Here is a 26,004-nt window from a genome sequence, read left to right as displayed (position 1 = left end):
GGGTGACGGGCGCCACACTCCGAACCATGGAAAACCCCCTGCCACCGGCCGAGGAGCTCGTGCTCATCGACCGCGAACTGATCCAACTCGACGCCCGGCGCCACTTCCTGCTGAACCGCCGTGCCTGGCTGCTGGGCGCCCAGGCCCCCCACGCGTGGGGGGCGACGGTCCGGCCGGCCGCGCCCGCGCAGGGCGCGGAGGCCTCGGGTCCCGGTGCGCAGAACGTGCTGCTGGTCCTGGGCGCGGTGCTGCTGGCGGTGGCGGCCCTGGCGTTCACGCTGGTCAGCTGGGGCTCCCTGGGGATCGCCGGGCGCAGTGCGGTGCTCGGCGTGGTGACGGCGGCGGCGCTGGGCGCCCCGGTGGCGCTGCTGCGCCGGGGGCTGCGCTCGACGGCCGAGGCGGTGGCCGCGGTGGGTCTGCTGCTGACGGTGCTCGACGCGTACGCGCTGTACGCCGTCGGCATGCCGGAGGTGGACGGAGTGGCGTACGCGGCGGGCGCGGCCGCGGTGCTGGCGGCGGTGTGGGCGGGGTACGGGCGCTGCCTGCCCGCGCTGCGGATCCCGGTCCCGGCGGCGCTGCTGACGGCGCAGCTCCCGCTGCCGCTGGCGGCGCTGGCCGCCGGGGCGGACGGGCCGGACATGGCCTGGGCCCTGCTGGGCACCGCGGCGCTGGACGCCGGCCTCGCGCTGCCGCGGCCCGGGCGCTGGTCCCGCTGGGCGGGGGCGGCCGGCTCGGTGGTGGGCGGGACCGCGCTGCTGACGGCCCTGGCGCAGTCCCTGGACGCCGGGTCGACGGGCTCGGCCGTGGCTCCCTCGGTGCGGCTGGCCGCGGTGGCCGTGCTCGCTCTGGCGGTGGCGTGGCGCGCCCCGGGCTTGCGGGCCGCCTTCGCGGCGGCCGGCGCCTTCGCGGCGGTGGCCGCGCTGGGCGGGCCGTTCCGGCCGGAGCTGAGCCCGTCCTGGGCGGCGGTCGTGTACCTCGCCCTCGCCCTGCCCCTGCTGGGCGCCCTACGGGTCTCCGCGCTCCCGGAGCCCGTCCGGCGCGGCCTCGCCCTGACCGGTGCGGGGGTCGCCGTCGTACAGGCGGCGCTGACCGCGGCGTGGGTTGCGACGGTGCTGCTGGGCCGGCTGCGGGTGCTGGAGGAGGTCTGGTCGGTGACCACACCCGCCCCGGCGGCCGACGGCTCGGGGCTCGCTCCGCTGGTGGTCCTGCTGCTGACGGCCGGGGCGGCGTGGTGGCTGGTCCGGGTGCTCCCGGAACGCACGGAGCCGGGGCCGGCCGCGGTGGTCCTGGGCTGGGCGGCGCTGTTCACGGCCCCCGTGGTGCTCGACGCCGCCCCGGGCGCGGTCTTCGCGGCCCAGCTCGCGGTGACGCTGGCGGCGGGGGCGCTCGCGCTGCGGTCCGCGGCGGGGGCCGGCGCAGCGGCGAAGGCGGCCGCCGGCGGCCCGGCCGGGGCCGCGCCCGCCGGCGACGGCGTCCCCGCGGGCTCCGGACCCACGGCGGCCGCGGCCGTCGCCGCGGTCCCGGCGCCCGCCCTCCGCGGCCCCGCGGGGATCGCGGCGGGCGCCTGCGCCCTCGCGGGGGCCCTGAGCGTCTCCGTGGCGGCCCTGGACGGCCGGCTGGCCACCTTCGCGGTGTTCGGCCTGCTGGGGGCCGCGTGCGCGGCGGGAGCGGCGTACCGGCCCGCCCCGGTGTGGGCCCGCGCGGGCGCGGCGGCCCTCGCGGTCGGGTACGCGGCGCTGCTCGCGGTGGCCCTGGGCGCGCTGCTGGAGTGGCCGGTGGCCTGGTGGGCGCCGGCGGTGCTGGTGGTCCCGGCGGCCGTGGCGGCGCTCGGGCCGCGGCTGGGCCCCGTACGGGTCCCGGCTGAGGTCGCGGCGGCCGCTGCGGGTCTCCTCGCCCTCGCCCTGGCCACCGGGGACGCTCCGGTGCTCGCGCTGGTCCTGGCCCTGGCCGGGGTGGTGTGCGCGGCGGCGGCGGTACGGCCCGAGCGCCGGACGGCGGCGGGCTGGCCGGCCGGGGCGCTGTTCCTGGCGGCGACCTGGGTACGGCTCGCGGCTTCGGAGGTGACGGTGCCCGAGGCGTACACCCTGCCGGTGACGGCGGCGGCGCTGGCCGTGGGGTTCCTGCGGCGGCGGCGCGACCCGCTGGCCGGGTCCTGGACGGCGTACGGTCCGGGGCTGGCGGCGACCCTGCTGCCGAGCACCCTCGCGGTGTGGGGCGATCCGCACTGGCTGCGGCCGCTGCTGCTGGGGACGGCCGCGCTCGGGGTGACCCTGGCCGGCGCCCGCGGCCGGCTCCGGGCGCCGCTGCTGCTGGGCGGGGCGACGCTGACGGCGGTGGCGCTGCACGAGCTGACCCCGTACGTCGTCCAGGTGGTGGACGCGCTGCCGCGCTGGCTGCCGCCGGCCCTGGCGGGGGTGCTGCTGCTGGTGGTGGGGGCGACCTACGAGAAGCGGCTGCGCGACGCCCGCCGGCTGCGGGATGCGATCGGACGGCTGAAGTAGCCCGGCCCCCGGCCCCGCCCTCCGACCCCGCCCACCGGCCCTGGCGTCCGTACCCCGGCGCCAGGGCCGGACGGGTGCCGGCCGTGGGCCGTACGGGGGAAAACGCCAGAGGCCCGGAGACTGTGAAAGTCTCCGGGCCTCTGGTCCGGGTGGGCGATACTGGGTTCGAACCAGTGACCCCTTCGGTGTGAACGAAGTGCTCTCCCACTGAGCTAATCGCCCGGACGCACCGCAAACATTACCGCATGTCAGCGGTGCTCTCCGCCATGGGCGGGCGGGGTCGCTACTCCTTGGCGTTCCAGGGCAGCGAGAGCCCGTGCGTCCACAGGTAGACGCCGATCGCGATGCCCGCGACCGCGAGCCCGACGCTGGTCAGGATGATGTTGCGGCGGCGGACCTTCGGGTCCAGCGCCTTCTGCGTGGCCTCGCTGACCTTGCGCTTGGTCCAGCGCAGCGCGAAGTGGGCCCAGGCGAATTCGGTGGCCCAGATCGCGAGGCCCGCGAAGATCGCCACCCAGCCCGGGCCGGGCAGGACGAGCATGGCGACGCCGGCGCCGATGACGGCGAGGCCGACGATGAAGACGCCGACCTGCCAGCTCAGGTGCAGACCCCGGCGGGCCTTGATGAAGGCCGGTGCCTTGGAGACGTGCGGCGCCTCCTCGGCGGTGGGTTCGGCTGCGGACTCGGCCGCGGCCTCGACTGCTGCGGATTCGGCTGCGGATTCGGCTGCGGACTCGTTGGTCTCGCGGTCACTCCCCGTGTTCATGGGGTCGAATCTACCGGAGGTCCCAGCACACGTGAATGGTCGTTTGGATCCGCCGTTCGAGGGACCCAGAGGTCCGCAAAACGGTCAGAGGGGTTTACAACGGCACCGTAGGTGGCATGTCGATTTCGCCGACGTGCGAATCCCCGAGCGCACACTGAGCGAAAGGCCCTGGCGCTTATGAACACCACGGTCAGCTGCGAGCTGCACCTGCGCCTCGTTGTGTCGAGCGAGTCCTCACTGCCTGTTCCCGCGGGCCTGCGGTATGACACGGCCGATCCCTACGCCGTGCACGCCACCTTCCACACCGGCGCCGAGGAGACGGTCGAATGGGTATTCGCCCGCGACCTCCTCGCCGAGGGTCTTCACCGGCCCACCGGTACCGGCGACGTCCGTGTCTGGCCGTCCCGCAGTCACGGTCAGGGGGTCGTCTGCATCGCCCTGAGCTCACCGGAGGGAGAAGCGCTGCTCGAAGCACCCGCCCGAGCACTGGAGTCGTTCCTCAAGCGGACGGACGCCGCGGTTCCACCCGGAACCGAACACCGGCACTTCGACCTCGACAAGGAGCTCTCCCACATCCTGGCCGAATCCTGAGCCAGGCCTACAGAGGGAACCCTCCCCCGGCTGAGTCCGGGGGCCGTACGACACCGTCCGACTCGGGGCGACGGTGCACGGCGGACAACCACATACGGAAGTGCCGGCGCTGTTCACGCGGAAGCCACCCGCGTGGACGGCGCCGGTGCGCTTTGGGGGACCCGCTAGAGTCGGCCAGCGGCGGCAGCAGACCGTCACCGCAGGCCCGGCCCTTCAGGGAGACCCCGTGCAGATCCCCCACGACACCCGTCGCGCGCTCGACGTCGTCGTCGCGCTGGTGAACACCTCGGCCGAGACGGAGCAGCCCGACGCGCTGGCGGACGTGAACGCGCTGCGCGCCTTCGTCCACGAGTACGCGATCAGCGACGTAGGCGAGCTCAGCGCCCGCGACCTCGCCGGCGTGCGCACGGTGCGCGGAAAATTCGCCCAGGTCTTCGCGGCGCCGAACTCCCGCATCGCCTCCGTGCTGATCAACGAGCTGGTCGCGACGGCCGGCACCACCCCGCAGCTGACCAACCACGACGGCTACGACTGGCACGTGCACTACTTCGCCCCGGGCGCCTCGGTGGGCGACCACCTGGCGGCCGACGGCGGCATGGCGCTGGCCTTCATCGTGGTCTCCGGCGAGCAGGAGCGGCTGCGGCGCTGCGAGGCCCCGGACTGCCGGCGCGCCTTCGTCGACCTGTCCCGCAACCGCTCCCGGCGCTACTGCGACAGCCGTACCTGCGGGAACCGGCTGCACGTGGCGGCGTACCGGGCCCGGCGCAAATCGGAACTGGGGACGGAGCCCGGCTCAGAGCAGGAAGAGGTCGTGCACGGCGGCGAGGAGCAGCAGACCGCCGATCACGGCTAGGAAGATCATCAGGGGCGGCTGGGAGAGCGCGAAGAGGCAGCCTCTGGGCTCCTCGGCGACGGGAACGGTGGCCGGCGCGGGAACGGCGGGCTCACCCGGTGATGTGTCGAGCATGTCGGGGCGATGATGGCCCAGCGGGCCCGCACACGCCGCTCAACACGCCAGACGAACCCGCGAGTTCACCGGATCCCGTCATATGCCGTGCTTCTTGAGGATCGCCTCGATGTCGGAGAAGTCCTCGGCGGGAGCGGCCGCCCGGGCCGGGCGCGGGCGGGCACCGTCACCCAGCGAGGGCGCGGAGGCGGCCGGGGCGACGGCCTCCTGGGCCGGGCGCCCCTTGGCTGCCTTCGGCCGCTTCTGCTTCCCCTCCCCCGCGCCGACGGCGCCGGCCGCGCGGCGCTCTATCGCGCGGGTGGTCACGAAGAGCAGCCAGGCCAGCCCCAGCACGGCGAAGCCGGCCCAGACGGTCGGCTTGAAGACGATCCCGGTCGCCCACGCCACGACGCCCGTCATCACCAGGCCGACGGGTACCAGCGAGTACGCGGCGATCCGGGTGGCCGCGAGGAATCGCTTGCGGTAGGCGGTCAGCGCGGCGATGCCCAGGCCCGCCGCGGACACCGCGGAGCAAATGGTCTCGGCGAGCATGCGGGGCCTCCAGGGGCGGTTCGGTCGGTTCGACCCGGCCGGCGGGCCGGGCGTTCTGTCCCCATCCATCCTGCACCGGTGACCCTCGCCCTGGCCACGGCCGGAGCCCTCCGCGGGCGGATCTCCGGGACATCTCCGGGTCGCGTCTCCTCCCGAGGTCCCGGTCCGTGCGCGTACCCGGGGGCTGGGAGACTGTCCGTATGACCGATTCCGTGATCCTCGACGTCTGGTGCGAACTTCAGTGCCCGGACTGCCACAGCGCTCTGGACGACGTGCGCGCCCTGCGGGCCCGCTACGGCGACCGGCTGGACATCCGGCTGCGCCACTTCCCGCTGGAGAAGCACAAGCACTCCTTCGCCGCGGCACAGGCCGCCGAAGAAGCCGCCGAGCAGGGGCAGGCCTGGCCCTACGTGGAGGCCGTCCTCGCCCGCACCGCGGAACTCGGCAAGGCCGGCGAACCGGTCCTCGTCGAGGTCGCGCGTGAACTGGGCCTGGACGCCGAGGAGTTCGACACCGCCCTCATCGACGGCCGGCACATCCTGATCGTGGACGCCGACCAGGCCGAGGGCAAGGCGATCGGCGTGACCGGCACCCCGACGTACGTGATCGACGGAGAGCGCCTCGACGGCGGCAAGAGCCAGGACGGCCTGCGCGAGCGCATCGAGGAGATCGCCGACCGGCTGCTCGCCGCGGACGCCTGAGCCGGACGCCTAGATCAGGTCCTTGGCGTAGTTGAAGTCGGTCGTCCGGTAGCCGAGGGACTCGTAGAGGCGCAGGGCCGGGACGTTGTCGGTGAAGACGTGCAGCGCGAGCACCCGGTGGCCGGCCGCGAGGGCGGTGCGTTCCGCGAGGAGCATCAGGTCCCGGCCGTGGCCGCGGCCGCGGTGCTCCTCGGCGACCGCGACGTCGAAGACGTACGAGTTCCCGCCGCTCGGCGCGACCCACACGGTGCCCACGGGGACGCCGGCCGCCTCCAGCACGGAGAAGCTGACGCCCGGGGTGGCCAGGCCCAGGGGCAGCATGGAGGCGTGGTCGTTCGCCGACTTCGTCCGCGCGGCTTCGGCCGGCATGCCGCGGCTGACCCAGCTCTGCGCGTAGCTCTCCAGCGCCTCGGTGTGCCAGGACTCGAACTCCGCCTCCGTCATCGGGCGGCCCGCCACCCCCTCGGACAGGGCGGGCGGCTCGGCCGGGAGGTCCTTGGCCATGTTGCGGCTGTACTCGGCGTACCCGAGGGCGGCGGCCAGCCGCAGGCCACCGGCCGAGCCGGCCGGGACCGAGACGCGGACCCGCCGGCAGCCCCAGCTCCGCAGTACTTCCTCGGCGGCGAGCGCGGCGACCGTGGCCCGGCCGCGCCGGCGGTCGGGCTCCTCGACGGCGAGTTCGCGGATCTCGGCGACCGTCGGCCCGAAGGGGGTGTCCGTCGCGAGCAGCAGGGCGCCGACGCGCCTGCTGTTGACACGGATCTCGTACGGGCGCGAGCGCGCCCCGCCGGTGCTCTGCTGAAGCGGCCCGCTCGGCCGCAGGGTGGTGGTCATCAGTCGAGTTCTACCCGCCCCGCGGCCCGAAGCACAGCGGAATTGTCCGGTCCCGGTCAGGAACGGGGGTCGGCGTCCTCGGCGGAGCGGGCGTCGAAGATCCGCATGGCCTCGGCCGTGACGGGACCGGGGGCCGAACCCAGCTCGCGCCCGTCGATCCGCAGGACGGCCTGGACGTCGCGCAGGGAGGAGGTCAGGAAGACCTCCTCCGCCTGCTCCAGCGCTTCGAAGGGCAGGTCGGTCTCCTTGGCCCCGCACCATTCGGCGACGAGGGCCCGGGTGATGCCCGCGAGGCAGCCGGAGGCCACCGGCGGGGTGTGCAGCTGTCCGTCGAGGACCACGAACACGTTGGAGCCGGTGCCCTCGCAGAGCCGCCCGACGGTGTTGGCGAGGAGGGCCTCGGAGGCGCCGGCCCGGTGGGCGGCGGCGAGCGCGACCACGTTCTCGGCGTACGAGGTGGTCTTCAGGCCCACCACGGCGGAACGCTCGTTGCGCACCCACGGCACGGTGACCACGGCGGTGGTGTCGGGGCGGCGGGTGGTGTCGGCCAGCGCGACGATCAGCGTCGGGCCGGCGTCTCCCCGGTCGGAGCCGAGCGGGGAGACGCCCCCGGTGTAGGTGACCCGCAGCCGGCCGAGCGGCAGCGGGTTGGCCTCCAGTACGGCGGCGCAGGCGCGGCGCACCTCGTCCAGGTCCGGGTCCGGCAGGCCGAGCCCCCGGGCGGAGCGGGTCAGCCGCTCCAGGTGCCGGGTGAGCGCGAAGGCCGTCCCGCGCTCCGCCTTGAGCGTCTCGAAGACCCCGTCGCCGACGGTGAGGCCGTGGTCGAACACGGACACCTTCGCTTCGTCGGCATCCCGCAGTGCTCCGTCGAGCCAGATCCTCACCGTACGGTCCTCCCGCTTTCGTCCGTCTGTGTTTCTGTCGTGCCCGTCGTGCCCGTCGCACCCTTCGCGCCGGTCACGTTCGCTTCGACGGCTCCCGACGCTACCCGCAGCAGCCGGGCGGCCTTCAGCTCGGTCTCCGCCCACTCGCGGTCGGGGTCGGACCCCCAGGTGATACCGGCGCCGGTGCCGAACAGTAGCCGGGGTCCGCCGGGGGCCGTGCGGTCGATCCAGAAGGTCCGGATGCCCACGGCCAGCTCGGCCGTGCCGCGGTCGGCGTCGACCCACCCGATGCCTCCGCAGTAGGGGCCGCGCGGGGCCGTCTCCAGGGCCCGGATGATCCGCAGGGCCGAGGATTTGGGGGCTCCGGTGACGGAGCCGGGCGGGAAGGTCGCGGCGAGCAGCTCCGGCCAGCCGGCGCCCTCGGCCAGTTCCCCGGCGACGGTGGAGACCAGGTGGACGAGGCCCGGGTGCTCTTCGAGCGCGCACAGCTCGGGGACGGTCACGGAGCCGGTGGCGCAGACCCGGCCGAGGTCGTTGCGTACGAGGTCCACGATCATCACGTTCTCGGCGTGGTCCTTGGGCAGCAGATCGGCGGCGGTGCGGCCGGTGCCCTTGATCGGGCCCGACTCGACGCGGCGGCCGGAGCGGCGCAGGTAGAGCTCGGGGGACGCGGTGGCGATCTCGACGCCGTGGGCCGGCAGCCGAATCGTTCCTGCATAGGGGGCCGGGTTGCCGCGCGCGAGCAGCGCCGTCAGGGCGTCCACATCGGCGCCCGCCGGATCGGGAAGCGGCGCGGACATCACGCGGCAGAGGTTGGCCTGGTAGACCTCCCCCGCCTCGATGTGCGCGCGGATGCTTCGTACGCCCGCGGTGTACGCGGCGCGGTCGAGGGAGGAGGTCCACTCGTCGGCGTCGGGGCCGCGCCAGGCCCCGGGGACGGGCGCCGGCACCGCATCGGGACGTATGTCCCCGAAGCGCGCGCAGACGAGGCGGCCTTCGAAATCGGCCGTCACCGCCCAGAAGCCGGTGGACTCCAGGGCGGCGGGATCACTGGTGACATCTCGGAGATCGGTCGCGAGAAGGCCGCCGAAGCGGGCGAGGGGAGGCAGGTCGTGCACGGCTGCGAGTCTATGACCGGTGACGCCTCGGCGCCGGTGAGGCGTCCGCCGGGTGACCGGCGGTGATCAGGCGGCAGCACGCTGCGGAAACGCGTTTTTGAGCTGGCCCGGGAATCCGCTAGAGTTCAACTCGTCGCCAGGGAGCGAAGGGGCAAGACCCCGGAGCGAACACGGTGACCTGCGGACGTAGCTCAGTTGGTAGAGCACCACCTTGCCAAGGTGGATGTCGCGAGTTCGAGTCTCGTCGTCCGCTCTGAAGTGGGGGATCATCTTCCCGAGGACCCCCTGCTCTTGCTCCATGGTGGAGTGGCCGAGAGGCGAGGCAACGGCCTGCAAAGCCGTCTACACGGGTTCAAATCCCGTCTCCACCTCCAAGGACGATTAGCTCAGCGGGAGAGCGCTTCCCTGACACGGAAGAGGTCACTGGTTCAATCCCAGTATCGTCCACTGGTCCGCAAGGATCCCCGCGCGATTAGCTCAGCGGGAGAGCGCTTCCCTGACACGGAAGAGGTCACTGGTTCAATCCCAGTATCGCGCACGCAGTATGCTTCACACCTACCACCTGCGGTGTTCGCACCGTGAACGTGGTCTCGCGCGATTAGCTCAGCGGGAGAGCGCTTCCCTGACACGGAAGAGGTCACTGGTTCAATCCCAGTATCGCGCACCAGCAGTCCGGAAGCCCCGGCCGTTCCCACGGCCGGGGCTTTCGCGTGTTCGGGCTCAGGAGGAGAAGAGCATCCGGCCGAAGCCGCCCTTGCGGTGGCCGTGCCCGTGGCCGTGGCCGTAGCCGCCGTGCTGCGGGGCGCCCCAGGCGGGCGCGGGGGCGGCGTGCTGCTGCGGGTACGCGGCGGGGGCCGGGGCCGGAGGGGCGGCGGGGGGCGGGACCTGGCCGTACTGGGAGGTGTACTGGGACTCCAGGCGGGTCAGCGCCTCCAGCTCGCCGTAGTCCAGGAAGATGCCGCGGCAACCGCTGCACTGCTCTATCTGGACACCGTTGCGGTTGTACGTGTGCATCATCGCGTGACACTTCGGACACTGCATGACCGGATCAACTCCTCGCCGTTCGCGTCGCCACCGGATGCGTACCCGGTGGCGTGAGGCTCACCCTACGACGGAGCCGTCGGCTCCAAGTCGGGCGGGAGGGACGCAATTCGGGCACAGGCCTCCACCATCAGCCGCTCCACGTCGTCGAGTCGGCGCCTTTCGTGGGCGGCCTTGGCGAGCGCCAGGGCGGCCGTCTGCACGGTGAGCGCGCGGGCCGCGAGATCGAGTTCCGGCCAGGGGTCGCTTCCGGGCGCACCGGCCGCGGGGCCGCCGGCGGCCCGGTAGGCGTCGAGGAAGCGCAGCCAGGTCCCGGTGTCCAGCAGCCCGGCCGCGTACCAGGCGGCGGGGCGGGCGAGGTCCCAGGCGGGCGTGCCCAGGCCCAGGTCGTCCACGTCGATCAGCCGCCAGCCCCCGGCGGGGCTCCGGACCAGCTGCCCGAGGTGCAGGTCGCCGTGGCACAGCGCCCCGCCGGACGGCGGCGGCCCCTCCCCCCGGGCCCACCCGGGGAGCGTGGCCGCGGCGGCCCGTACGAGCCGCGCCAGCTCCGCGGCGTCGGCGTCCTGCCCGGCCGGTACCGCCTGCCCGTTGGGGATGGACAGAACGGCGCGACGGGCTCGGTCGGCCCGGCCGGAGGACGGCCCGGCGGGGAGCGCGGCGGCCGCCCCGGTCCGGGTCGGCCCGTCCCCGGAGCCACGGTCGGCGTCCCGGCCGTGGCCGGGGGCGCGTTCCCCGGCCGGGCCCACCCGCCGCCCGCCGCTCGGGTCGCCGGCTTCCGGGCCCGAGGGCGCGGGCCGTCCCGGCACGGCGTGCCCCATCAGGACCGGGGCCTCGGGCGGGTGCGCCGCGTCGAGGCGGCGCAGGGCCCGGGCGAGCTTGGCCGGGCCGCGCATCGGCGGGACCGGGTACGGGAGGTGGTGGAGCGGCGTCCGGTGGAGGGCGGCCAGGAGTTCGGCGGCCTGCTCCCAGGGAGCCTCCTCGGGGCGGTCCGGAGCGACCGGAGCACCGTAGGGCCACAGGGAGACGGGCCGGGAGCCGACCAGGCCCAGGCCGGTGCGCAGCGGGGGCAGCAGCACCCCGGCCAGCGCCGGGTCGCCGGCCACGCGGATCCGTACGGCCAGGGCGTCGGGATCGCTGTCGCCCGCGTGGGCCTTGGCCACCACGTCCCCGCAGCGGACCACGGTGCCGTCGTCGCGGTCCGCGAGGAGCACGTACCGCGCCGCACCGGCGTACGCGGCGAGTTCGGCCGCGCTCACTCGCTCCAGCGGAACCACGCCTCGGCTCTCCCCGCGCTCCGCACCCCGGGCGGGTGCTCCTCGGGACGAGCGTACGCAGGGCGGACGCGCGCGGCAGGGGCGGTACCGCCGGACGGACGCCACGGAGACGGACGCCACCGGACACCAGCCGGACGGAGTCCGGCGCAGCGGCCCGACGCCCGGGAAGCGCGCCAGCGCTGAGCGGTGCGAGGACCGCGTGAAGAAGGGGAGGGCATGAAGAAGGGTGCTGCGCGTCCGGCTCCCCAGCCGTGCGCGCAGCACCCTTCACCTGCCGTCCGTCGACCGCTCCCCCGTCCCCACGGGGTTCGGCCGGTGACAGTCCCGGCCCAGGCCGCTCTCCTGGGCCCGGGGCGCCGCTCAGCGCCCCAGCATCACGCTCACGGACGACGCCTGTGCCACCACCTGGTCGAAGCCTCCGAAGACGAAGAGCAGGAGGGCGGCCAGGGGGAGCACCATGGCCGCGGCCACCAGTGGGTGGCGACGACCGGACTCATGGCCGTTGAACGCGAATGCCTTGCGTCCCTGCCGTGCGATGTCCGCCATGGTCCTCTCCCTGTCGTTTGGCAGCGGCGGGTTTGTGACCTCGGGGGACGAGTGTTCTCCACCCGCCGCTTGCTTCAACACTAGGCGCGGCGAGGGCTCCTGGCCTCATGCCTTCGTACCCATTGCCTGGCCTCCAGGAGGATGAGGGGTCCCCCTATCGCGTACTCCCCTGGGTGGAGATCCCCCGCGCGCTCTGAGGGTCTTCCCGGAGGGGATGACCAGAGCGTGGTGACTTCGCTCACTTCCGTCACTCACCGCACACGTTCGGCCGCCGACCAGGCGGTCCCAAGATCAACCGGGCGGAGTCGGCCGCCCTCCCGGCCATCCCTCCCCCGCCGTCCCGCCCCGAACCCCAATTCCCTTGGTAACGGCCCGGCTTGACGGGGCCACCCCGCTCCGCACATGCGTCCTACCGGTGGTTCGGTGAATCCCCAAGTGGACCGCCCCGTACTGACAATCGAATCCCCCGGCGAGGGCGCGGCCTCTGAGCGCGCATGCCGGATGGTCCGTAAGCTGTGCCACGTCAACAGGACGACCGGTCAGCGGGGTGGACATGGCGATGATGCGGCTCCGGCGCGAGGACCCGCGTGTCGTCGGCTCGTTCAGACTGCACCGGCGCCTCGGCGCCGGTGGCATGGGCGTCGTCTATCTGGGCTCCGACCGGCGCGGACAGCGCGTCGCGCTCAAGGTGATCCGGCCGGACCTGGCCGAGGACCAGGAGTTCCGCTCGCGCTTCGCCCGCGAGGTCTCCGCCGCCCGGCGGATCCGCGGCGGGTGCACCGCGCGCCTGGTCGCCGCGGACCTGGAGGCCGAGCGTCCCTGGTTCGCCACGCAGTACGTACCCGGCCCCTCCCTGCACGACAAGGTCGCCGAGGAAGGTCCCCTGACGGCCTCGGCCATCGCCGCGATCGGCGCCGCGCTCTCCGAGGGCCTGGTCGCCGTGCACGAGGCCGGGGTGGTCCACCGCGACCTCAAGCCCTCGAACATCCTGCTGTCGCCCAAGGGCCCGCGCATCATCGACTTCGGGATCGCCTGGGCCACCGGCGCCAGCACCCTGACCCATGTGGGCACGGCCGTCGGCTCCCCCGGCTTCCTGGCGCCCGAGCAGGTGCGCGGCGCCGCCGTCACCCCCGCCACCGACGTCTTCTCCCTCGGCGCCACCCTCGCCTACGCGGCCACCGCCGACTCCCCCTTCGGACACGGCAGTTCCGAGGTCATGCTCTACCGCGTGGTGCACGAGGAGCCCCATCTCCAGGGTGTTCCGGACGCGCTCGCACCCCTCGTACGGGCCTGCCTGGCGAAGGATCCCGACGAGCGGCCGACCACGCTCCAGCTGTCGATGCGGCTCAAGGAGATCGCGGCCCGCGAGGCCCACGGGATGGGCGACAGCCGCCCGCCGGCGCAGCGGGCGCGCGCGGCCGAACGGCCGACCGGCCGGCTGCCCGAGGGCTACGTCGAGGACCACGAGGGGTACGCCGAGCAGCGCACGGAGCGCCGTACCGCCGGCACTCCCGTCCCGGGACGTCCGGGCAGCGGAACCGGAGCGGGCCAGGGCCGGGCGCAGCCCAAGGGACAGGGACAGCGCGGCGGCCCGGACTCGCGGCCCTCGTCCCCCCGGGGCACCGGCTCACGGGGACCCGGCTCCACCGCCGGACGTACGGGCGGCCGCCCGGCTCCCCGTACGACGGGCACGGGGCGGCGGCCGGTACGGCCCGACCCCAAGCTGATGCGCCAGCGCCTGATCGTCTTCGTCGTGGTGACCCTGCTCGTGGCGCTGGGCATCGCACTGGCCCAGAAGCTCTAGGGCCTGTCGTCGAACTCCCGCCTGCCGCGCGACGCCCGGCACGCGCTCTCGCCGCACCGGGCGGAAGGCCGGGTACGTCCAGTACGCGGCCTTCCGCCCGACACGCCGAGAGCACGCACCGGACGCCGCGCGGCCGCGCGACGCGCGACGACGGGAGTTTGACGACAGGCCCTAGGGGCGTCCGGCAGCACCTGGGCCCCGCCATCCGGCAGATGCCGGGCGGCGGGGCCCAGGTGTTCGAGGAGCCCTACGAGCGGCCGCCGGCCACCGCGTAGAAGGCGACGGCCGCGGCCGCGCCCACGTTCAGCGAGTCCACCCCGTGCGCCATCGGAATCCGTACCCACTCGTCGGCCGCGACCAGTGCCTGCGTCGACAGCCCGTCCCCCTCCGCGCCGAGCATGAGCGCGACCCGCTCCAGGTCCTGAGGAGCCGCCACGTCGATCGGCGAGGCCTTCTGGTGCGGGGTGAGGGCGAGCAGCTTGAAGCCCGCCTCGCGGACCGAGTCCAGGCCCTTGGGCCAGGCCTCCAGCCGGGCGTACGGGACGGAGAACACCGCGCCCATGGAGACCTTGACGGAGCGCCGGTACAGCGGGTCCGCGCAGTCGGGCGAGAGCAGGACCGCGTCCATGCCGAGGGCGGCCGCGCTGCGGAAGATGGCGCCGATGTTGGTGTGGTCGTTCACCGCTTCCATGATGACCACGCGCCGGGTCGTGGCGAGCAGGTCCTCGGCCGTCGGCAGCGGCTTGCGCTGCATGGAGGCGAGGGCGCCGCGGTGCACGTGGTAGCCGGTGACGCGCTCGGCGAGCTCCGGGCTGACGGCGTAGACCGGGGCCGGGAGCTCGTCGATGACGTCGCGCATGACGTCGACCCACTTGGCGGAGAGCAGCATCGAGCGCATCTCGTACCCGGCGTCCTTGGCGCGTCTGATCACCTTCTCGCCTTCGGCGATGAAGAGACCTTCCGCGGGCTCGCGCCGGCGCCGGAGTTCTACGTCGGTCAGGCCCGTGTAGTCGCGCAGGCGCGGGTCGTCGGGGTCCTCGACGGTGATGAGATCAGCCACAGGGTGATACTGCCTTGTCCTGGGTGCGGTGCCAACGGCTCTGCCGGGTTGCGGGATTGCGGGGCTGTCAGTCGGCCTCGGGCCGGTGGACCTTCACCACGTCGCCGATCACGATGACGGCGGGCGGCCGGACCTCCTGGGCCTTCACGGTCTCGCCGACGGTCGCCAGGGTGGCGTCCACGCGGCGCTGGGAGGCGGTGGTGCCCTCCTGGATGACGGCGACGGCGGTGTCGGCGGGACGGCCGTGGCGGACCAGCGCCTCGGCGATCAGCCCGATCTTGTCGACGCCCATCAGGATGACCAGGGTGCCGGTGAGCTTGGCCAGCGAGGCCCAGTCCACCAGCGAGCGCGGGTCGTCGGGACCGACGTGCCCGCTCACCACGGTGAACTCGTGGGCCACGCCCCGGTGGGTGACCGGAATGCCGGCCGCGCCGGGCACCGAGATGGAGCTGGAGATGCCGGGCACGACGGTGCAGGGGATGCCCGCCTCGGCGAGGGCCTGGAGCTCCTCCATGCCGCGGCCGAAGACGTACGGGTCCCCGCCCTTGAGCCGCACCACGGCCTTGCCGGCCTTGGCGTGCGTGATGAGCGCTTCGTTGATGGCCTCCTGGGCCATGAAACGGCCGTACGGGATCTTCGCCGCGTCGATGACCTCGACGTGCGGCGGGAGCTCGTCGAGGAGGTCGCGGGGGCCGAGCCGGTCGGCGATGACCACGTCGGCCTCGGCCAGGAGGCGGCGGCCGCGGACCGTGATCAGGTCCGGGTCCCCGGGACCGCCGCCGACGAGGGACACGCCGGGGGTGTGCGGGCGGGCGGCGGTCAGGGAGCCGTCCCGCAGCCCCTCGACGACCGCGTCGCGGACGGCGGCGGAGCGGCGGGGGTCGTTGCCGCTCAGTACGGCGACGGTGACGCCCTCCACCCGGCCGGTGGCCGGGGTCCAGGCGCTCGCGGCCTCGGCGTCGTCGGCGCGAACGCACCAGACGCGCTCGCGCTCGGCCTCGGCGGAGGCGGTGTCGTTGGCGGCACGGTCCCGGGTGGCGACCAGGGCGTACCAGGCGCCGGCCAGGTCACCGTCCGCGTAGCGGCGGCGCTCCCAGCGGATCTCGCCGGTCTCCGCCATGGCGTCCACGGAGGGGGTCGCGGAGGGGGAGATCAGGACGATGTCGGCGCCGGCCGCGATGAGCGCGGGCAGCCGGCGCTGGGCGACCTGGCCACCGCCGATCACGACGACGCGGCGGCCCGTGAGGCGGAGTCCGACGGGGTAGGCGGGGTGTGCCGGGTGTCCCATGGCGGTTGCGGCTCCTGATGCGGCGGTGACGGCGGGCCGCTGCGTCGCTGGAGCGGCTGATCGGGCGGTGACGTGCGGTGGCCCGTCCGGGGTCCACGATACGACCCACCTGCGCGGTGGTCGCCCCGGGGGCCGATCCCCCGGCCCTGCGGAGCACCGGCTCCGCCCCAGGCCACGGGGCTGCCGCCCCATGATCACCCGGCCGGACGCGGGCTCCCGCCGGGAGTGGCTGCGAGGCCGACGCGGTACGGCCGGGCCCTGCGGGGCTTTCCCCACCCCGCCCCTTCCCGAAACCGGGGGCTCCGCCCCCGGGCCCCCGCTCCTCAAACGCCGGAGGGGCTGAATGTGGCCGGAGGGGCTGGATTAGGTGTCGGGGACGGGGTGGGGTGTCGTCCCCGGCGCCGGCCCCGCAGCCCGGCTACTTCTCCGTGACACCGGCCGAGTCGAACGTGGCCACCTCGTGCATCGCCCGCGCGGCGCTCTGCACCAGCGGCAGCGCCAGCAGCGCCCCCGTACCCTCGCCGAGGCGCAGGTCCAGGTCGACCAGCGGGCGCAGGCCGAGCTTGTTCAGGGCGGCCACGTGGCCCGGCTCCGCGCTGCGGTGTCCGGCGATGCACGCCGACAGCGACTCCGGGGCGATCGCCCGGGCCACCAGCGCGGCCGCGCCGGCGCTGACGCCGTCCAGGATCACCGGGGTCCGCAGGGAGGCTCCACCGAGGAGGAGGCCCACGATCGCCGCGTGCTCCAGGCCGCCGATCGCCGCCAGGACGCCGATCGGGTCCGCCGGGTCCGGCTGGTGGAGTTCCAGGGCGCGCCGCACGACCTCGACCTTGCGGGCGTGCGTCTCGTCGTTGATGCCCGTGCCCCGCCCGGTGACCTCGCCCGGGTCCACCCCGGTGAAGACGGAGATCAGGGCAGCCGACACCGTGGTGTTGGCGATGCCCATCTCGCCCGTCAGGAGGGCCTTGTTGCCCGCCGCGACCAGGTCGCGGGCCGTCTCGATGCCCACCTCGATGGCCGCGACGGCCTCCTCGCGGGTCATCGCGGGGCCGACCGACAGGTCGGCCGTGCCCGGGCGGACCTTGCGCGGCAGCAGGCCCGGCGTGGCCGGGAGGTCGCCGGCGACGCCGACGTCGATCACGCAGACCTCGGCGCCCACCTGGTTGGCGAACGCGTTGCACACCGCGCCGCCGCCCAGGAAGTTGGCCACCATCTGCATGGTGACCTCCTGCGGCCACGGGGTGACCCCCTGGGCGTGCACGCCGTGGTCACCCGCGAAGATCGCGACCGCGGCGGGCTCCGGGATCGGCGGCGGGCAGACCCGCGAGAGGCCGGACAGCTGGGCCGAGATGATTTCGAGCATGCCGAGGGCCCCTGCGGGCTTGGTCATGCGCTTCTGCCGCTCCCACGCCTCGCCGAGCGCCTTCGCGTCGAGCGGGCGGATGCTGGCGACCGTCTCGGAGAGCAGGTCGTGCGGCTCCTCGCCGGGCAGCGCGCGGCGCCCGTACGTCTCCTCGTGCACGACCCAGGAGAGGGGCCGCCGCTGCGACCAGCCGGCCTGGGCGAGCTCGGGCTCGTCGGGGAACTCGTCCACGTACCCGACGCACAGGTAGGCGACGACCTCCAGGTGCTCCGGGAGGCCCAGCTCGCGGACCATCTCGCGCTCGTCGAAGAAGCTGACCCAGCCGACCCCGAGGCCCTCGGCGCGCGCCGCGAGCCAGAGGTTCTCCACGGCGAGGGCCGAGGAGTACGGGGCCATCTGCGGCTGGGTGTGCCGGCCCAGGGTGTGGCGGCCGCCACGGGTCGGGTCGGCGGTGACCACGATGTTCACCGGGGTGTCGAGGATGGCCTCGATCTTGAGTTCCTTGAACTGCTTGGCGCGGCCCTTGGGCAGCGACTTCGCGTAGGCCTCGCGCTGTCGCTCGGCGAGCTCGTGCATCGTCCGGCGGGTCTCCGCGGACTTGATGACGACGAAGTCCCAGGGCTGCGAGTGGCCGACGCTGGGCGCGGTGTGGGCCGCCTCCAGGACGCGCAGCAGCACCTCGTGCGGGATGGGGTCGCGGCGGAAGCCCTTGCGGATGTCGCGGCGCTCGCGCATGACGCGCAGGACGGCCTCGCGCTCGGCGTCGGCGTATCCGGGGGCCGCCTCGGTGACGGGGGCCTCGGGCTCGGCTTCCGGCCCGGCTTCCGGCCCGGGCCGCTGCTCGGTTGCGGCCTCGGGGGCCTGCCCGGCCTCCAGCGGTGCGTCGGGCTGCGCCACGGCGACCGGCTCGGAGTCGGGTACGACGACGGCGGCGACGGCGGGCTCGGACAGGGGCTCCGGCTGCTCGGCCTGAGCCACCGTTTCTGCGGGCTGCGGCTCGGGCGCGGGCTCGACGGCGAAGACGGCCACGGGCTCGACGACGGCCTCGGCCTCGGGAGCCACGGCCGCCTCGGCAACCAGGACGGGCTCGGGTGCCGCCACGACGGGTACCTCGGGCTCGGCGGGCTCGGCGACGGCCTCCGGCGCGGGCTCCACGAGCACCGCCTCGGCGACGGCCACGGCCACGGGCTCCGGCGCGAGGACCGGCGCGGGCTCGGCGAAGACGACGGGCTCCACGAGCACCGGCTCGGCGACGGGCTCGCCCGCGGGCTCGGGGGCGGCCACCGGCTCGGCCGGGGCCTCGGCGACGGGTTCCTCCGGGGCGTGCGCGGCCTCGGCGGCCGGCTCCACGGTCCACGGGGTCCCGGCCTGCACCGGGATCTCGACCGGCTGCTGCTGCGCCGGCACGTGCTCGGCCACGGCCACGGCCTCGCCGGCGGCCTGCGTGAAGTCCAGGTACTCGGGACCCGTGGTCGGCGGGCCGGACTGCCGCACCGGGACGGGCATCGCCGGGGTGCTCAGGGCCGGGGCCGGGGCCGGGGCCGGGGCCGGGGCCACGGGCTCGGAGGCGGCGGGGGAAGGGAGCGGGGCGGGCGCGGCGTCGACCGGGACCGCGCCGGGCGCCGGCGGAACCGGGGCCTGCGCGGGCGCCGGCGTCGCTGCCGGACCCCGGTCCGCGAGGGACCGTACGACTCCGCCGGTGGCCTCGGGCACGGGCGGGCCCATGTGCAGCGGCCGCCGCATCGGGGCCGCGGCCACGGAAGCCACCGGGGACTGGGGCTGGGAGGCGGACAGCGGCTGCTGCGGGGCGGCCAGGCCGCCGAGGTCCAGCGCACCGGTGTCCCGGCCCCCGGCCTCGTGCGCGCCGGCGCCGTAGGAGGCGTCCGCGTAGGAGGCGTCGGCGAAGGCCGGCTGCTCCGCGAACGACTGCCCCTCGAAGGACTGCTGCGGGTAGCCGGCGCTCTCGTAGCCGAGGGATGCCTCGGGAACCGGGAGCTGGGCCGGGTGGGGCTGCTGGGGCTGCTGGTACTCCGGGGCACCCGCGAAATCGGCGTAGGGGCCGTCCGCGTACGGGGCCTCCGGGTACGGGGCGTCCGCGTACGCGGACGGCTCGGGGAACTCGGGGAAGGCGGGCACCGGCGGGACGACCTGGGGGTCGCTCCACGCGCCCTGGCTGCTCGGCATCAGCAGCAGTTCCTCGTCCTCCGGCTCGGCCGGGTGGTCCACGAGGTCCTGGAAGGCGTAGCTCCCGGTCGCCGGGGAGGAGGGCGGAACCGGGGCGGGGACGCCCTGCTGATCCACCATGCCCGTGCTGTCCGGGAAACCCTCGCCCGGAACCTGGCCGGTGTCAGTCATGCGTACCCCTCGCCCATCGGTGTTGCCTCTTCGACTGCCCGGTCGTCCACGAGGCCTCACGTACGACCGCACGACAACCAGTAAGTATTGTCCTGCCCGTTCGCCACCGTGGCGGCCATAACCGGCACGGTCCTCTGTGGACTGCGCCACGTCGCGCGTCCGGCCGGAACCGCGTGCCCGAAACGTCCGGGCGGTGTGACGATCGGCCAGCCTACCCCGGGCTCGTGGCTAGGGTCGGTCCGGGCGGTTAACGGGGCGTTCGGCGGCCAGCAGGAACACCACGGAGCGTCGTTCTTCGGCCCAGGTACGGGTGTCCAGCGCCACGGACTGGAGCAGCGCGCACTCGACGGTGTACCCGCCCTCGGTCAGGACCCGGCCGATGGCCTCGGCCTCGTCGCGCGTGGAGGCGTGGCTGACGATCCGTTCGGGGCGCCGGTCGGCGACGGCGGCGACCACCTGTGCTCCGCCGCCGCCGACGCGGACGACGTCGGGTTCGGGCAGGGTTTCGAGTACGTGCGGGGCGCGGCCGTTGACGACCTGGAGCTGCACACCGCGGGCGCGGGCGGCGGCGGTTGTGCGTTCGCAAGCGAGCCGGTCGGCGTCGACGGCGATGACGGCGGCGCCGAGGGCGGCGGCGTCCACGGCGAGGGCTCCGGAGCCGGAGCCGATGTCCCAGACGAGGTCCCCGGTGCGCGGGCCGAGCCGGGCGAGCTGGGCGGCGCGCAGCTGCGTGGACTCCCCTTCTCCCACGTCGATCTGGGGGCGGGCCCAGCCCCGTCCGGCGGTCGGGGTCGCGCTGCGGCCCAGCAGCCAGGCCGGTTCGGCGGCGGCCCCGGCCGGTCCCGTACCGCCGATGACGATGACCACGTTGGGGTCGCGCCAGCTGTGGTCGGCGGCCTTGTCGGAGGTGAGGACCGTGACCTGTTCCTTGTCGGTGCCGAGTTCCTCGCAGATGACGAAGGTGCGGTGGACGCCTTCGAGCAGCAGGGCGAGTTCGGCGGGGCCGGCGCCGGGCGAGGTGATGACGGCGACCTTGGAGTGGGCCCGGCAGACGTTGACGGCGCGGCGCAGGGTACGGCTGTGGGCGACGACGACCTGGGCGTCGTCCCAGGGCATCCCGGCGCGGGCGAAGGCGGCGGCGACGGCGGAGACGGCCGGTACGACCTCCACCTCCAGGCCGTGTTCCGGGGCGCGCAGGGCCCGTACGACGCCGAAGAAGCCGGGGTCCCCGTCGGCGAGGACGACGGCGGTGCCGCGGTGGCCGGCGATCCGGCGGGCGGCGAGGGACAGGCTGCCCAGGCGCACGCGTTCGGCGGTGGGCGGGATTTCGGGGAGTGCGAGGTGGTGGCCGGCGCCGGCCACCAGGGTGGCGGCGGAGAGCGCGGACCGGGCTGCCGCGGTCAGGGGGGAGCCGTCCCAGCCGATCACCGTGACCCGGTCGGCCATCGTCGTCAGTCTCCTGGTGTGGGAGCGGGCCCCGCCCGGCGGTGGCCGGGGCGGGGCGAAGCTTCGTCGAGGGGGTCGGGCTTGGTGAGACTACCCGGTCGTCCGGTCAGTTCCGGTCCGAGAAGAGGGCGTAGCCGCTCGCGTCGTTCACGTGGACGGGGTGGATCCGGTGCCCCTCGCGCGCGCCCTCGCGTGCGTCGGCGCGCGCGCCGTCGCGTGCTTCGTCGCGGGGGTCCGCGTAGCCCACGGAGTAGCCGTCCGCGTAGCCGTCCGCGTAGTCACCGGAGTACTCGTCGGAGTAGCCGGAGTAGCCGTCGTCGTCCTCGTCGAGGTCTTCGGGGACCAGGCCCCAGACGATGAGGTCGCTGCGGGTGTCGGCCCAGGAGCCGTCGGAATTCTGGGTGCGCACTATGCAGGCGTTGCGCAGGACGCCTTCACTGATGCAACCGGTCTTCTGGGCCACTTGCTGGGAGGCCGTGTTGTCGGCGGCGGTGCGCAGTTCGAGGCGTTCGAAGCGCTGGTCGGTGAAGAGCCAGCGGGCCACGGCGCGGACGGACTCGCTGGCGTAGCCCTCGCCGCGGGCCCAGGGGGCGGTGACGTAGCCGACCTCGGTGGTGCGGGTCCGCCAGTCGGTGTCCTGCAGGTGCACGATGCCGACGAGCCGCTGGGTGAGGAACTCCGTGACGGCGAAGACGATGCCGCGGCCCTCGGTGCGCTCGGTGTGGGCGGTCTTCGTGGCCCAGGTGACCGCGTCGGCGTAGGTGTAGGGGTGCGGGACGGAGGTCCAGGCGGTGACGTGTTCGTCGTTCATCATCTCGGCGAGCGCGGTGACGTCCTCTTCCTCGAAGGGGCGCAGCACCAGCCGGTCCGTGCTGATGGTGACGTCCGGGAAGGTGGTAGTCATGCGCAGCTCCAAGCCTGAGACCGTGGTGCGACCGTGATGCGAGGCGACCTTGGTGCGGGTCGTAGGCCACAGCATGCAGCATCGGCCTGGTGATGTGCAGGGCCGGGCTGCCCGGAAGCGGGCAGCGCCCGGCCCCGTACACCGGTGGGGCGTACGGGGCCGGTTGCCGGGCCCGGCCGGATCGGACCGGCCGGGTGCGGGGGCACGGATCAGGCGACGGGCTTGCCGAAGGCCGGGATGACCGAGCCCTCGTACTTGTCGTCGATGAACTTCTTGACCTCGGGGGAGTTCAGGAGCTTGGCGAGCTTCTGGATCCGCGGGTCGTTCTCGTTGCCCTTCTTGACCGCCAGGATGTTGGCGTACGGGTTGCCCTCGGCCTTCTCCAGGACGAGCGCGTCCTTGGCCGGGACGAGCTTGGCCTCGATGGCGTAGTTGCCGTTGATGACGGCGGCGTCCACGTCGTTCAGGGCGCGCGGGACCGTGGCGGCCTCCAGCTCCTTGAACTCGAGGCCCTTCTTGTCGGTGATGTCGGACAGCTTGGCGGCCGTGCCGACACCCTCCTTGAGGGTGATGAGGTTGTTCGCGGCGAGCAGCTGGAGCGCGCGGCCCTCGTTGGTGGGGTCGTTGGGGACGGCGATGGTCTGGCCGGCCTTGATGTCGGTGAGGGCCTTGTCCTTCTTGGAGTACAGGCCCAGGGGCTCCAGGTGCACGTTCACGACGGGCACGATGTCGGTGCCGTTCTTCTTGTTGAAGTCGTCGAGGTACGGCACGTGCTGGAAGTAGTTGGCGTCGACCTGACCCTGCTGGGTGGCGGTGTTCGGCAGGACGTAGTCCGTGAACTCCTTCACCTCCAGCTTGAGGCCCTCCTTGGCCGCCAGGTTGTCCTGGACGAACTTCAGGATGTCGGCGTGCGGGGACGGGGACGCCGCTACGACCAGGGGCTTGCTCTCGTCGGTCTTGCCGCCGTCGGCCTTGGTGGAGGACGGGTCCGAGGAGCTGCCGCAGGCGGTGAGTCCGAGGGCGAGCGCCGAGACGGTGGCGGCGAGGGCGGTGAGCTTGATGTTCTTGCGCACGAAGAGTGCCTTTCTTGCGTCTTGCTTTATGGATGACGGCCCAAGCACGACAAGTGCGGGCTTTCTTGGGAAAAGTTGGTCTATGTCCGGCTCAGGCCCGGATCAGGCTGTCCGACCGCGCCGCGCGAGGAGGCGTACCACGCCGTCGCCGATGAGCTGGATCACCGTGACGAGCACGATCAGCACCACGACGGTCGCGATCATGAAGCCGGTCTCGAAGCGCTGGAAGCCGTACGTGATGGCCTTGGAGCCGAGGCCCTCGCCGCCGACCGCGCCGGCCATGGCCGAGTAGCCGATCAGGGTGATCACGGTGGTGGTGACGGCGGCGATCAGCGAGGGCAGCGCCTGCGGGAGGAGCACCTTGCCGACCAGGGTCGGGATGCCGCCGCCCATGGACTCGACGGCTTCGACCAGGCCGTGGTCCACCTCGCGGACCGCGGTCTCGACGAGCCGGGCGAAGAAGGGGATGGCGCCGATGGCGAGCGGGACGATCATCGCGGTGGGGCCGATGAAGGTGCCGACGATCGCCGTGGTGACCGGGATCAGGAAGATCAGCAGGATGATGAAGGGCAGCGAGCGGCCCATGTTCACGATCACGCCGAGGATCTTGTTGACCGCGCGGTTCTGGAGCAGGCCGCCCTTGTCGGTCAGGACGAGCAGGATGCCGATGGGCAGTCCGCCCAGGATGGTCACGAGGGCGGACCACAACACCATGTAGAGGGTGTCGAAGGTGCCCTGCGTGAGCAGCGGCTGCATTTCGGACCAGGTCACTTCGCACCATCCTTGACCAGCTCGGCCAGTTCGCCGTCGACGTCCCCGCCTACGTCCCCGTCCACGTCCGCCTCTACGACGTCCACCTGGAGGCCCTGCTCGCGCAGGAAGCCCACGGGTACGACGTTGTCCTCGTAGCGGCCGGGCAGCTCGATGCGCATGCGGCCGATCTGACGGCCGGCGACGGTGTCCATCGCGGCGCCGAGGATCGATATGTCGATGTTGTAGGTGCGGGCCAGCTGGGAGATGACCGGCTGGGTCGCGGTCTCGCCGTGGAAGGTGACGTCGATGACCGTGTGCTCCGCGGTGGTCGCGGAGCCGGTCAGCGGGAACAGTTCGTGGGCGAGCTCGGAGCCGGGGGTGGCCAGCAGTTCGGTGACCTTGCCGGCCTCGACGATCCTGCCCTGGCGCATGAGGGCGGCCGAGTCGCAGACCGACTTGACCACGTCCATCTCGTGCGTGATGAGCAGGACGGTCAGGCCCAGCTGGCGGTTGAGGTCGCGCAGCAGCTGGAGGATCTGGCGGGTGGTCTCCGGGTCCAGGGCGCTGGTGGCCTCGTCGGAGAGCAGCACCTTGGGGTCGCCGGCCAGGGCGCGCGCGATGCCGACGCGCTGCTTCTGGCCGCCGGAGAGCTGACCGGGGTAGGACTTGGCCTTGTCGGCGAGGCCGACGAGGTCGAGCAGTTCGGCGGCCTTGCGGGAGCGCTCGCGGCCGGAGACCCCGAGGATCTCCAGGGGCAGCTCGATGTTGCCCTGGACGGTGCGCGAGGACAGCAGGTTGAAGTGCTGGAAGACCATGCCGATGCGGCTGCGGGCCTCGCGGAGCTCCTTGCCGGCGCGCCGGCCGCGGCCGGCGAGGGCCGTGAGGTCGACGCCGTCCACGGACACCGTGCCGGTGGTGGGGCGCTCCAGCAGGTTCACGCAGCGGATCAGGGAGGACTTTCCGGCGCCGCTCTGGCCGATGACTCCGTAGACCTCGCCCTGGCGGACGTGCAGGTCGACGCCGTCCAGGGCGGTGACCTCGCGGCCACGGGACTGGTAGACCTTCGTGAGGCCCGATGTGGTGATCACAGGATTTCCGTCGCTGTCGAGTGCGCGGCGCAGCGGGTGCCGGGCACGGGGCATACATCTGGGGACGCGATACGGGGCGAAGCATCGGAAATCGACGGCTTCGGCGCATGCGCGGGGCAGGAGCGTTCCGGGTTCACACGGGGGTGCCGGGAGCTGCTCGGCCGGTCTCGCTTCGGGGCGTGAGACCTGGGGCAGGGGCCCTCAGAAGGCGCGCATTCGACACATACAACGAGCACCGGGCGTCATCGTCGCCTCGGTCGCAAGGGTGCGGCTGCTCGTCGTGGTCATGGGCCCAGTAAACCAGACGTTCCCCGTGACCGATCAAAGGTGTCCGAATAGCGGACGAATTTCGGCCGCATACCGGACAACACCGGTCAGGGCCGATCGTCCGTCTCAATCGTCACGCCATCGGCTCCGACCAGCACGGACACGGCCGAGAGGTCCCGTACGACCACGTCCGCGTCGAGCCCGGCGGCCGGGTGGGTTGTGGTCAAGGCCACGGTGGTCATCCCGGCGGCGCGGCCCGCGGCCAGGCCCGCGGGGGCGTCCTCGAAGACCGCGCAGCGGGCCGGGTCCACGCCGAGGCGGGCGGCGGCCAGCAGGAAGGGCTCCGGGTCGGGCTTGCCGCGGGTGATGTCGTCGGCGGCCACCATCTCCGAGAAGTCGATGCCCACCTCCCGCAGCCGGGCCTCGGCCAGCGGCCGGGTGGCGGAGGTGACCACGGCCCACCGGCCGGCGGGAAGGGCGGAGAGCAGCTCCTTGGTGCCGGGAAGCAGGACCACGCCGCCCGCCACGTCCTCGGTCTCCAGCACCTCGATGCGGGCCAGCGCCCCGGCCCGTACGTCCTCGGGCAGCAGGTCGGCGATGATCTCCGCGGCCGGGCGGCCGTGGAGCTCCACCGCGGCGAAGGCCTCCTCGGTGATCCCGTACTCCCGGGCCCAGCGGGTCCAGCAGCGGTGCACCGACTCCATCGAGGAGACGAGCATGCCGTCGTTGTCGAACAGCAGCGCGTCGAATTGCGGGCCGAGCTTCCCGTGCAGCAGGTTCATACCTTCCAGGAAAGCCCCGGGGCAGGGGTGAGCGCATCGGGTCTTTCGGCCCGTAATACCCTCGCTG

22 protein-coding genes, 6 tRNA genes and 1 pseudogene are annotated in these 26,004 nt (G+C 73.8%); 10 read left to right on the top strand and 19 right to left on the bottom strand.

The annotated features are described in order from the left end of the window. The first annotated feature begins 26 nt into the window (after nt 1-26). Nucleotides 27-2,501, top strand: coding sequence for an SCO7613 C-terminal domain-containing membrane protein (locus OG730_RS33080; protein WP_327307662.1), 2,475 nt, complete (start codon nt 27-29; stop codon nt 2,499-2,501). A gap of 150 nt (nt 2,502-2,651) precedes the next feature. Here OG730_RS33080 and OG730_RS33075 read toward each other — a convergent pair. Beyond that, nucleotides 2,652-2,723 (bottom strand) — tRNA-Val (locus OG730_RS33075). Between the two features lie 61 nt (nt 2,724-2,784). Then, a complete protein-coding gene (locus tag OG730_RS33070) occupies nt 2,785-3,267 on the bottom strand; it encodes a TIGR02611 family protein (RefSeq protein WP_327307661.1) in 483 nt (160 codons plus the stop codon). 177 nt (nt 3,268-3,444) lie between these two features. Between OG730_RS33070 and OG730_RS33065 the strand changes: the two genes are divergently transcribed. Both OG730_RS33065 and OG730_RS33060 read left to right on the top strand, forming a co-directional pair. Then, nucleotides 3,445-3,858, top strand: a complete 414-nt coding sequence (locus OG730_RS33065; RefSeq protein ID WP_030011909.1) for an SsgA family sporulation/cell division regulator — start codon at nt 3,445-3,447, stop codon at nt 3,856-3,858. 226 nt (nt 3,859-4,084) lie between these two features. Then, entirely contained in the window at nt 4,085-4,711 is a 627-nt protein-coding gene (locus OG730_RS33060) for a CGNR zinc finger domain-containing protein (protein ID WP_327307660.1), read from the top strand. On the opposite strand, the gene OG730_RS33055 is transcribed toward OG730_RS33060, so the two are convergent. Both OG730_RS33055 and OG730_RS33050 read right to left on the bottom strand, forming a co-directional pair. Then, on the bottom strand, nt 4,652-4,825 hold the full coding sequence (locus OG730_RS33055; RefSeq protein WP_266876559.1) for a hypothetical protein: 174 nt from the start codon (nt 4,823-4,825) through the stop codon (nt 4,652-4,654). The two genes, OG730_RS33060 and OG730_RS33055, sit on opposite strands and share 60 nt — an antisense overlap. A 78-nt stretch (nt 4,826-4,903) precedes the next feature. Then, on the bottom strand, nt 4,904-5,356 hold the full coding sequence (locus OG730_RS33050) for a hypothetical protein (protein WP_327307659.1): 453 nt from the start codon (nt 5,354-5,356) through the stop codon (nt 4,904-4,906). 200 nt (nt 5,357-5,556) lie between these two features. Here OG730_RS33050 and OG730_RS33045 point away from each other — a divergent pair, with 200 nt between their 5' ends. After that, nucleotides 5,557-6,057 carry a DsbA family protein gene (locus OG730_RS33045; RefSeq protein WP_327307658.1) on the top strand — a complete coding sequence of 167 codons (501 nt, stop codon included), beginning with the start codon at nt 5,557-5,559 and terminating at the stop codon, nt 6,055-6,057. Nucleotides 6,058-6,066: 9 nt separating this feature from the next. On the opposite strand, the gene OG730_RS33040 is transcribed toward OG730_RS33045, so the two are convergent. Genes OG730_RS33040 through OG730_RS33030 form a run of 3 tightly spaced genes read right to left on the bottom strand, consistent with a single transcriptional unit; the run spans nt 6,067 to nt 8,893 of the window. Then, entirely contained in the window at nt 6,067-6,891 is an 825-nt protein-coding gene (locus tag OG730_RS33040) for a GNAT family N-acetyltransferase (RefSeq protein ID WP_327307657.1), read from the bottom strand. A 56-nt stretch (nt 6,892-6,947) separates the two neighbouring features. Then, the gene (locus tag OG730_RS33035; RefSeq protein ID WP_327307656.1) at nt 6,948-7,775 is read right to left on the bottom strand and encodes an aminotransferase class IV; all 828 of its coding nucleotides are present in this window, start codon (nt 7,773-7,775) and stop codon (nt 6,948-6,950) included. After that, a complete protein-coding gene (locus tag OG730_RS33030) occupies nt 7,772-8,893 on the bottom strand; it encodes a chorismate-binding protein (protein ID WP_327307655.1) in 1,122 nt (373 codons plus the stop codon). The genes OG730_RS33035 and OG730_RS33030 overlap by 4 nt, the downstream gene beginning before the upstream one ends. A gap of 180 nt (nt 8,894-9,073) precedes the next feature. Here OG730_RS33030 and OG730_RS33025 point away from each other — a divergent pair. The 5 genes from OG730_RS33025 (at nt 9,074) to OG730_RS33005 (ending at nt 9,560) form a co-directional block, all read left to right on the top strand. Continuing rightward, nucleotides 9,074-9,146: transfer RNA gene (locus OG730_RS33025), tRNA-Gly, on the top strand. Between the two features lie 47 nt (nt 9,147-9,193). Further along, nucleotides 9,194-9,267, top strand: a tRNA-Cys gene (locus OG730_RS33020). A gap of 1 nt (nt 9,268) precedes the next feature. Beyond that, a tRNA-Val gene (locus tag OG730_RS33015) sits at nt 9,269-9,340 on the top strand. A gap of 19 nt (nt 9,341-9,359) precedes the next feature. Then, nucleotides 9,360-9,431, top strand: a tRNA-Val gene (locus OG730_RS33010). Nucleotides 9,432-9,485: 54 nt separating this feature from the next. After that, nucleotides 9,486-9,560: transfer RNA gene (locus OG730_RS33005), tRNA-Val, on the top strand. Between the two features lie 53 nt (nt 9,561-9,613). On the opposite strand, the gene OG730_RS33000 is transcribed toward OG730_RS33005, so the two are convergent. The 3 genes from OG730_RS33000 to OG730_RS32990 all read right to left on the bottom strand — a co-directional run bounded on the left by OG730_RS33000 (nt 9,614) and on the right by OG730_RS32990 (nt 11,754). After that, nucleotides 9,614-9,934 (bottom strand): TFIIB-type zinc ribbon-containing protein, encoded by a 321-nt coding sequence (locus tag OG730_RS33000; RefSeq protein WP_250744689.1) that lies wholly within the window; start codon nt 9,932-9,934, stop codon nt 9,614-9,616. Nucleotides 9,935-9,999: 65 nt separating this feature from the next. After that, nucleotides 10,000-11,190, bottom strand: a complete 1,191-nt coding sequence (locus OG730_RS32995; RefSeq protein ID WP_327307654.1) for a phosphotransferase — start codon at nt 11,188-11,190, stop codon at nt 10,000-10,002. 378 nt (nt 11,191-11,568) lie between these two features. Beyond that, complete coding sequence (locus OG730_RS32990; RefSeq protein WP_327307653.1) at nt 11,569-11,754, bottom strand: hypothetical protein; 186 nt, start codon at nt 11,752-11,754, stop codon at nt 11,569-11,571. Nucleotides 11,755-12,301: 547 nt separating this feature from the next. On the opposite strand from OG730_RS32990, the gene OG730_RS32985 reads away from it, so the two are divergent. Further along, nucleotides 12,302-13,558: a serine/threonine-protein kinase gene (locus OG730_RS32985; RefSeq protein WP_442815091.1), complete on the top strand. Its 1,257-nt coding sequence runs from the start codon at nt 12,302-12,304 to the stop codon at nt 13,556-13,558. Between the two features lie 247 nt (nt 13,559-13,805). Here OG730_RS32985 and OG730_RS32980 read toward each other — a convergent pair whose 3' ends face one another. From OG730_RS32980 to OG730_RS32940, 9 genes and pseudogenes are all read right to left on the bottom strand, one after another. Further along, nucleotides 13,806-14,618 (bottom strand): TrmH family RNA methyltransferase, encoded by an 813-nt coding sequence (locus OG730_RS32980; RefSeq protein ID WP_327307651.1) that lies wholly within the window; start codon nt 14,616-14,618, stop codon nt 13,806-13,808. 67 nt (nt 14,619-14,685) lie between these two features. Beyond that, the gene (cobA, locus tag OG730_RS32975; protein ID WP_327307650.1) at nt 14,686-15,906 is read right to left on the bottom strand and encodes a uroporphyrinogen-III C-methyltransferase; all 1,221 of its coding nucleotides are present in this window, start codon (nt 15,904-15,906) and stop codon (nt 14,686-14,688) included. Nucleotides 15,907-16,324: 418 nt separating this feature from the next. Further along, nucleotides 16,325-19,624 (bottom strand): nicotinate-nucleotide--dimethylbenzimidazole phosphoribosyltransferase, encoded by a 3,300-nt coding sequence (cobT, locus tag OG730_RS32970; RefSeq protein ID WP_327307649.1) that lies wholly within the window; start codon nt 19,622-19,624, stop codon nt 16,325-16,327. Nucleotides 19,625-19,852: 228 nt separating this feature from the next. Further along, on the bottom strand, nt 19,853-21,070 hold the full coding sequence (cbiE, locus tag OG730_RS32965; RefSeq protein WP_327307648.1) for a precorrin-6y C5,15-methyltransferase (decarboxylating) subunit CbiE: 1,218 nt from the start codon (nt 21,068-21,070) through the stop codon (nt 19,853-19,855). Nucleotides 21,071-21,362: 292 nt separating this feature from the next. Next, nucleotides 21,363-21,974: pseudogene (locus tag OG730_RS32960) on the bottom strand (GNAT family N-acetyltransferase); the annotation flags it as partial. Between the two features lie 209 nt (nt 21,975-22,183). Further along, a complete protein-coding gene (locus OG730_RS32955; protein WP_327307647.1) occupies nt 22,184-23,047 on the bottom strand; it encodes a MetQ/NlpA family ABC transporter substrate-binding protein in 864 nt (287 codons plus the stop codon). A gap of 102 nt (nt 23,048-23,149) precedes the next feature. Continuing rightward, nucleotides 23,150-23,818 carry a methionine ABC transporter permease gene (locus OG730_RS32950; RefSeq protein WP_266910281.1) on the bottom strand — a complete coding sequence of 223 codons (669 nt, stop codon included), beginning with the start codon at nt 23,816-23,818 and terminating at the stop codon, nt 23,150-23,152. After that, entirely contained in the window at nt 23,815-24,888 is a 1,074-nt protein-coding gene (locus OG730_RS32945; RefSeq protein WP_327307646.1) for a methionine ABC transporter ATP-binding protein, read from the bottom strand. The genes OG730_RS32950 and OG730_RS32945 overlap by 4 nt, the downstream gene beginning before the upstream one ends. Nucleotides 24,889-25,262: 374 nt before the next feature. Beyond that, nucleotides 25,263-25,937, bottom strand: a complete 675-nt coding sequence (locus OG730_RS32940; RefSeq protein ID WP_327307645.1) for an HAD-IA family hydrolase — start codon at nt 25,935-25,937, stop codon at nt 25,263-25,265. Nucleotides 25,938-26,004 lie beyond the last annotated feature (67 nt).

It is taken from the genome of Streptomyces sp. NBC_01298 (assembly GCF_035978755.1).
GTDB lineage: Bacteria > Actinomycetota > Actinomycetes > Streptomycetales > Streptomycetaceae > Streptomyces.
This window is presented reverse-complemented; position numbering and strand designations above follow the sequence as displayed.

Excerpts from the sequence above, each read along its gene's own strand:
- OG730_RS33080 (WP_327307662.1), top strand. The coding sequence starts at position 27 with ATGGAAAACCCCCTGCCACCGGCCGAGGAGCTCGTGCTCATCGACCGC.
- OG730_RS33070 (WP_327307661.1), bottom strand. The coding sequence starts at position 3,267 with ATGAACACGGGGAGTGACCGCGAGACCAACGAGTCCGCAGCCGAATCC.
- OG730_RS33065 (WP_030011909.1), top strand. The coding sequence starts at position 3,445 with ATGAACACCACGGTCAGCTGCGAGCTGCACCTGCGCCTCGTTGTGTCG.
- OG730_RS33055 (WP_266876559.1), bottom strand. The coding sequence starts at position 4,825 with ATGCTCGACACATCACCGGGTGAGCCCGCCGTTCCCGCGCCGGCCACC.
- OG730_RS33050 (WP_327307659.1), bottom strand. The coding sequence starts at position 5,356 with ATGCTCGCCGAGACCATTTGCTCCGCGGTGTCCGCGGCGGGCCTGGGC.
- OG730_RS33045 (WP_327307658.1), top strand. The coding sequence starts at position 5,557 with ATGACCGATTCCGTGATCCTCGACGTCTGGTGCGAACTTCAGTGCCCG.
- OG730_RS33040 (WP_327307657.1), bottom strand. The coding sequence starts at position 6,891 with ATGACCACCACCCTGCGGCCGAGCGGGCCGCTTCAGCAGAGCACCGGC.
- OG730_RS33000 (WP_250744689.1), bottom strand. The coding sequence starts at position 9,934 with ATGCAGTGTCCGAAGTGTCACGCGATGATGCACACGTACAACCGCAAC.
- OG730_RS32990 (WP_327307653.1), bottom strand. The coding sequence starts at position 11,754 with ATGGCGGACATCGCACGGCAGGGACGCAAGGCATTCGCGTTCAACGGC.
- cobA (WP_327307650.1), bottom strand. The coding sequence starts at position 15,906 with ATGGGACACCCGGCACACCCCGCCTACCCCGTCGGACTCCGCCTCACG.
- cobT (WP_327307649.1), bottom strand. The coding sequence starts at position 19,624 with ATGACTGACACCGGCCAGGTTCCGGGCGAGGGTTTCCCGGACAGCACG.
- cbiE (WP_327307648.1), bottom strand. The coding sequence starts at position 21,070 with ATGGCCGACCGGGTCACGGTGATCGGCTGGGACGGCTCCCCCCTGACC.
- OG730_RS32940 (WP_327307645.1), bottom strand. The coding sequence starts at position 25,937 with ATGAACCTGCTGCACGGGAAGCTCGGCCCGCAATTCGACGCGCTGCTG.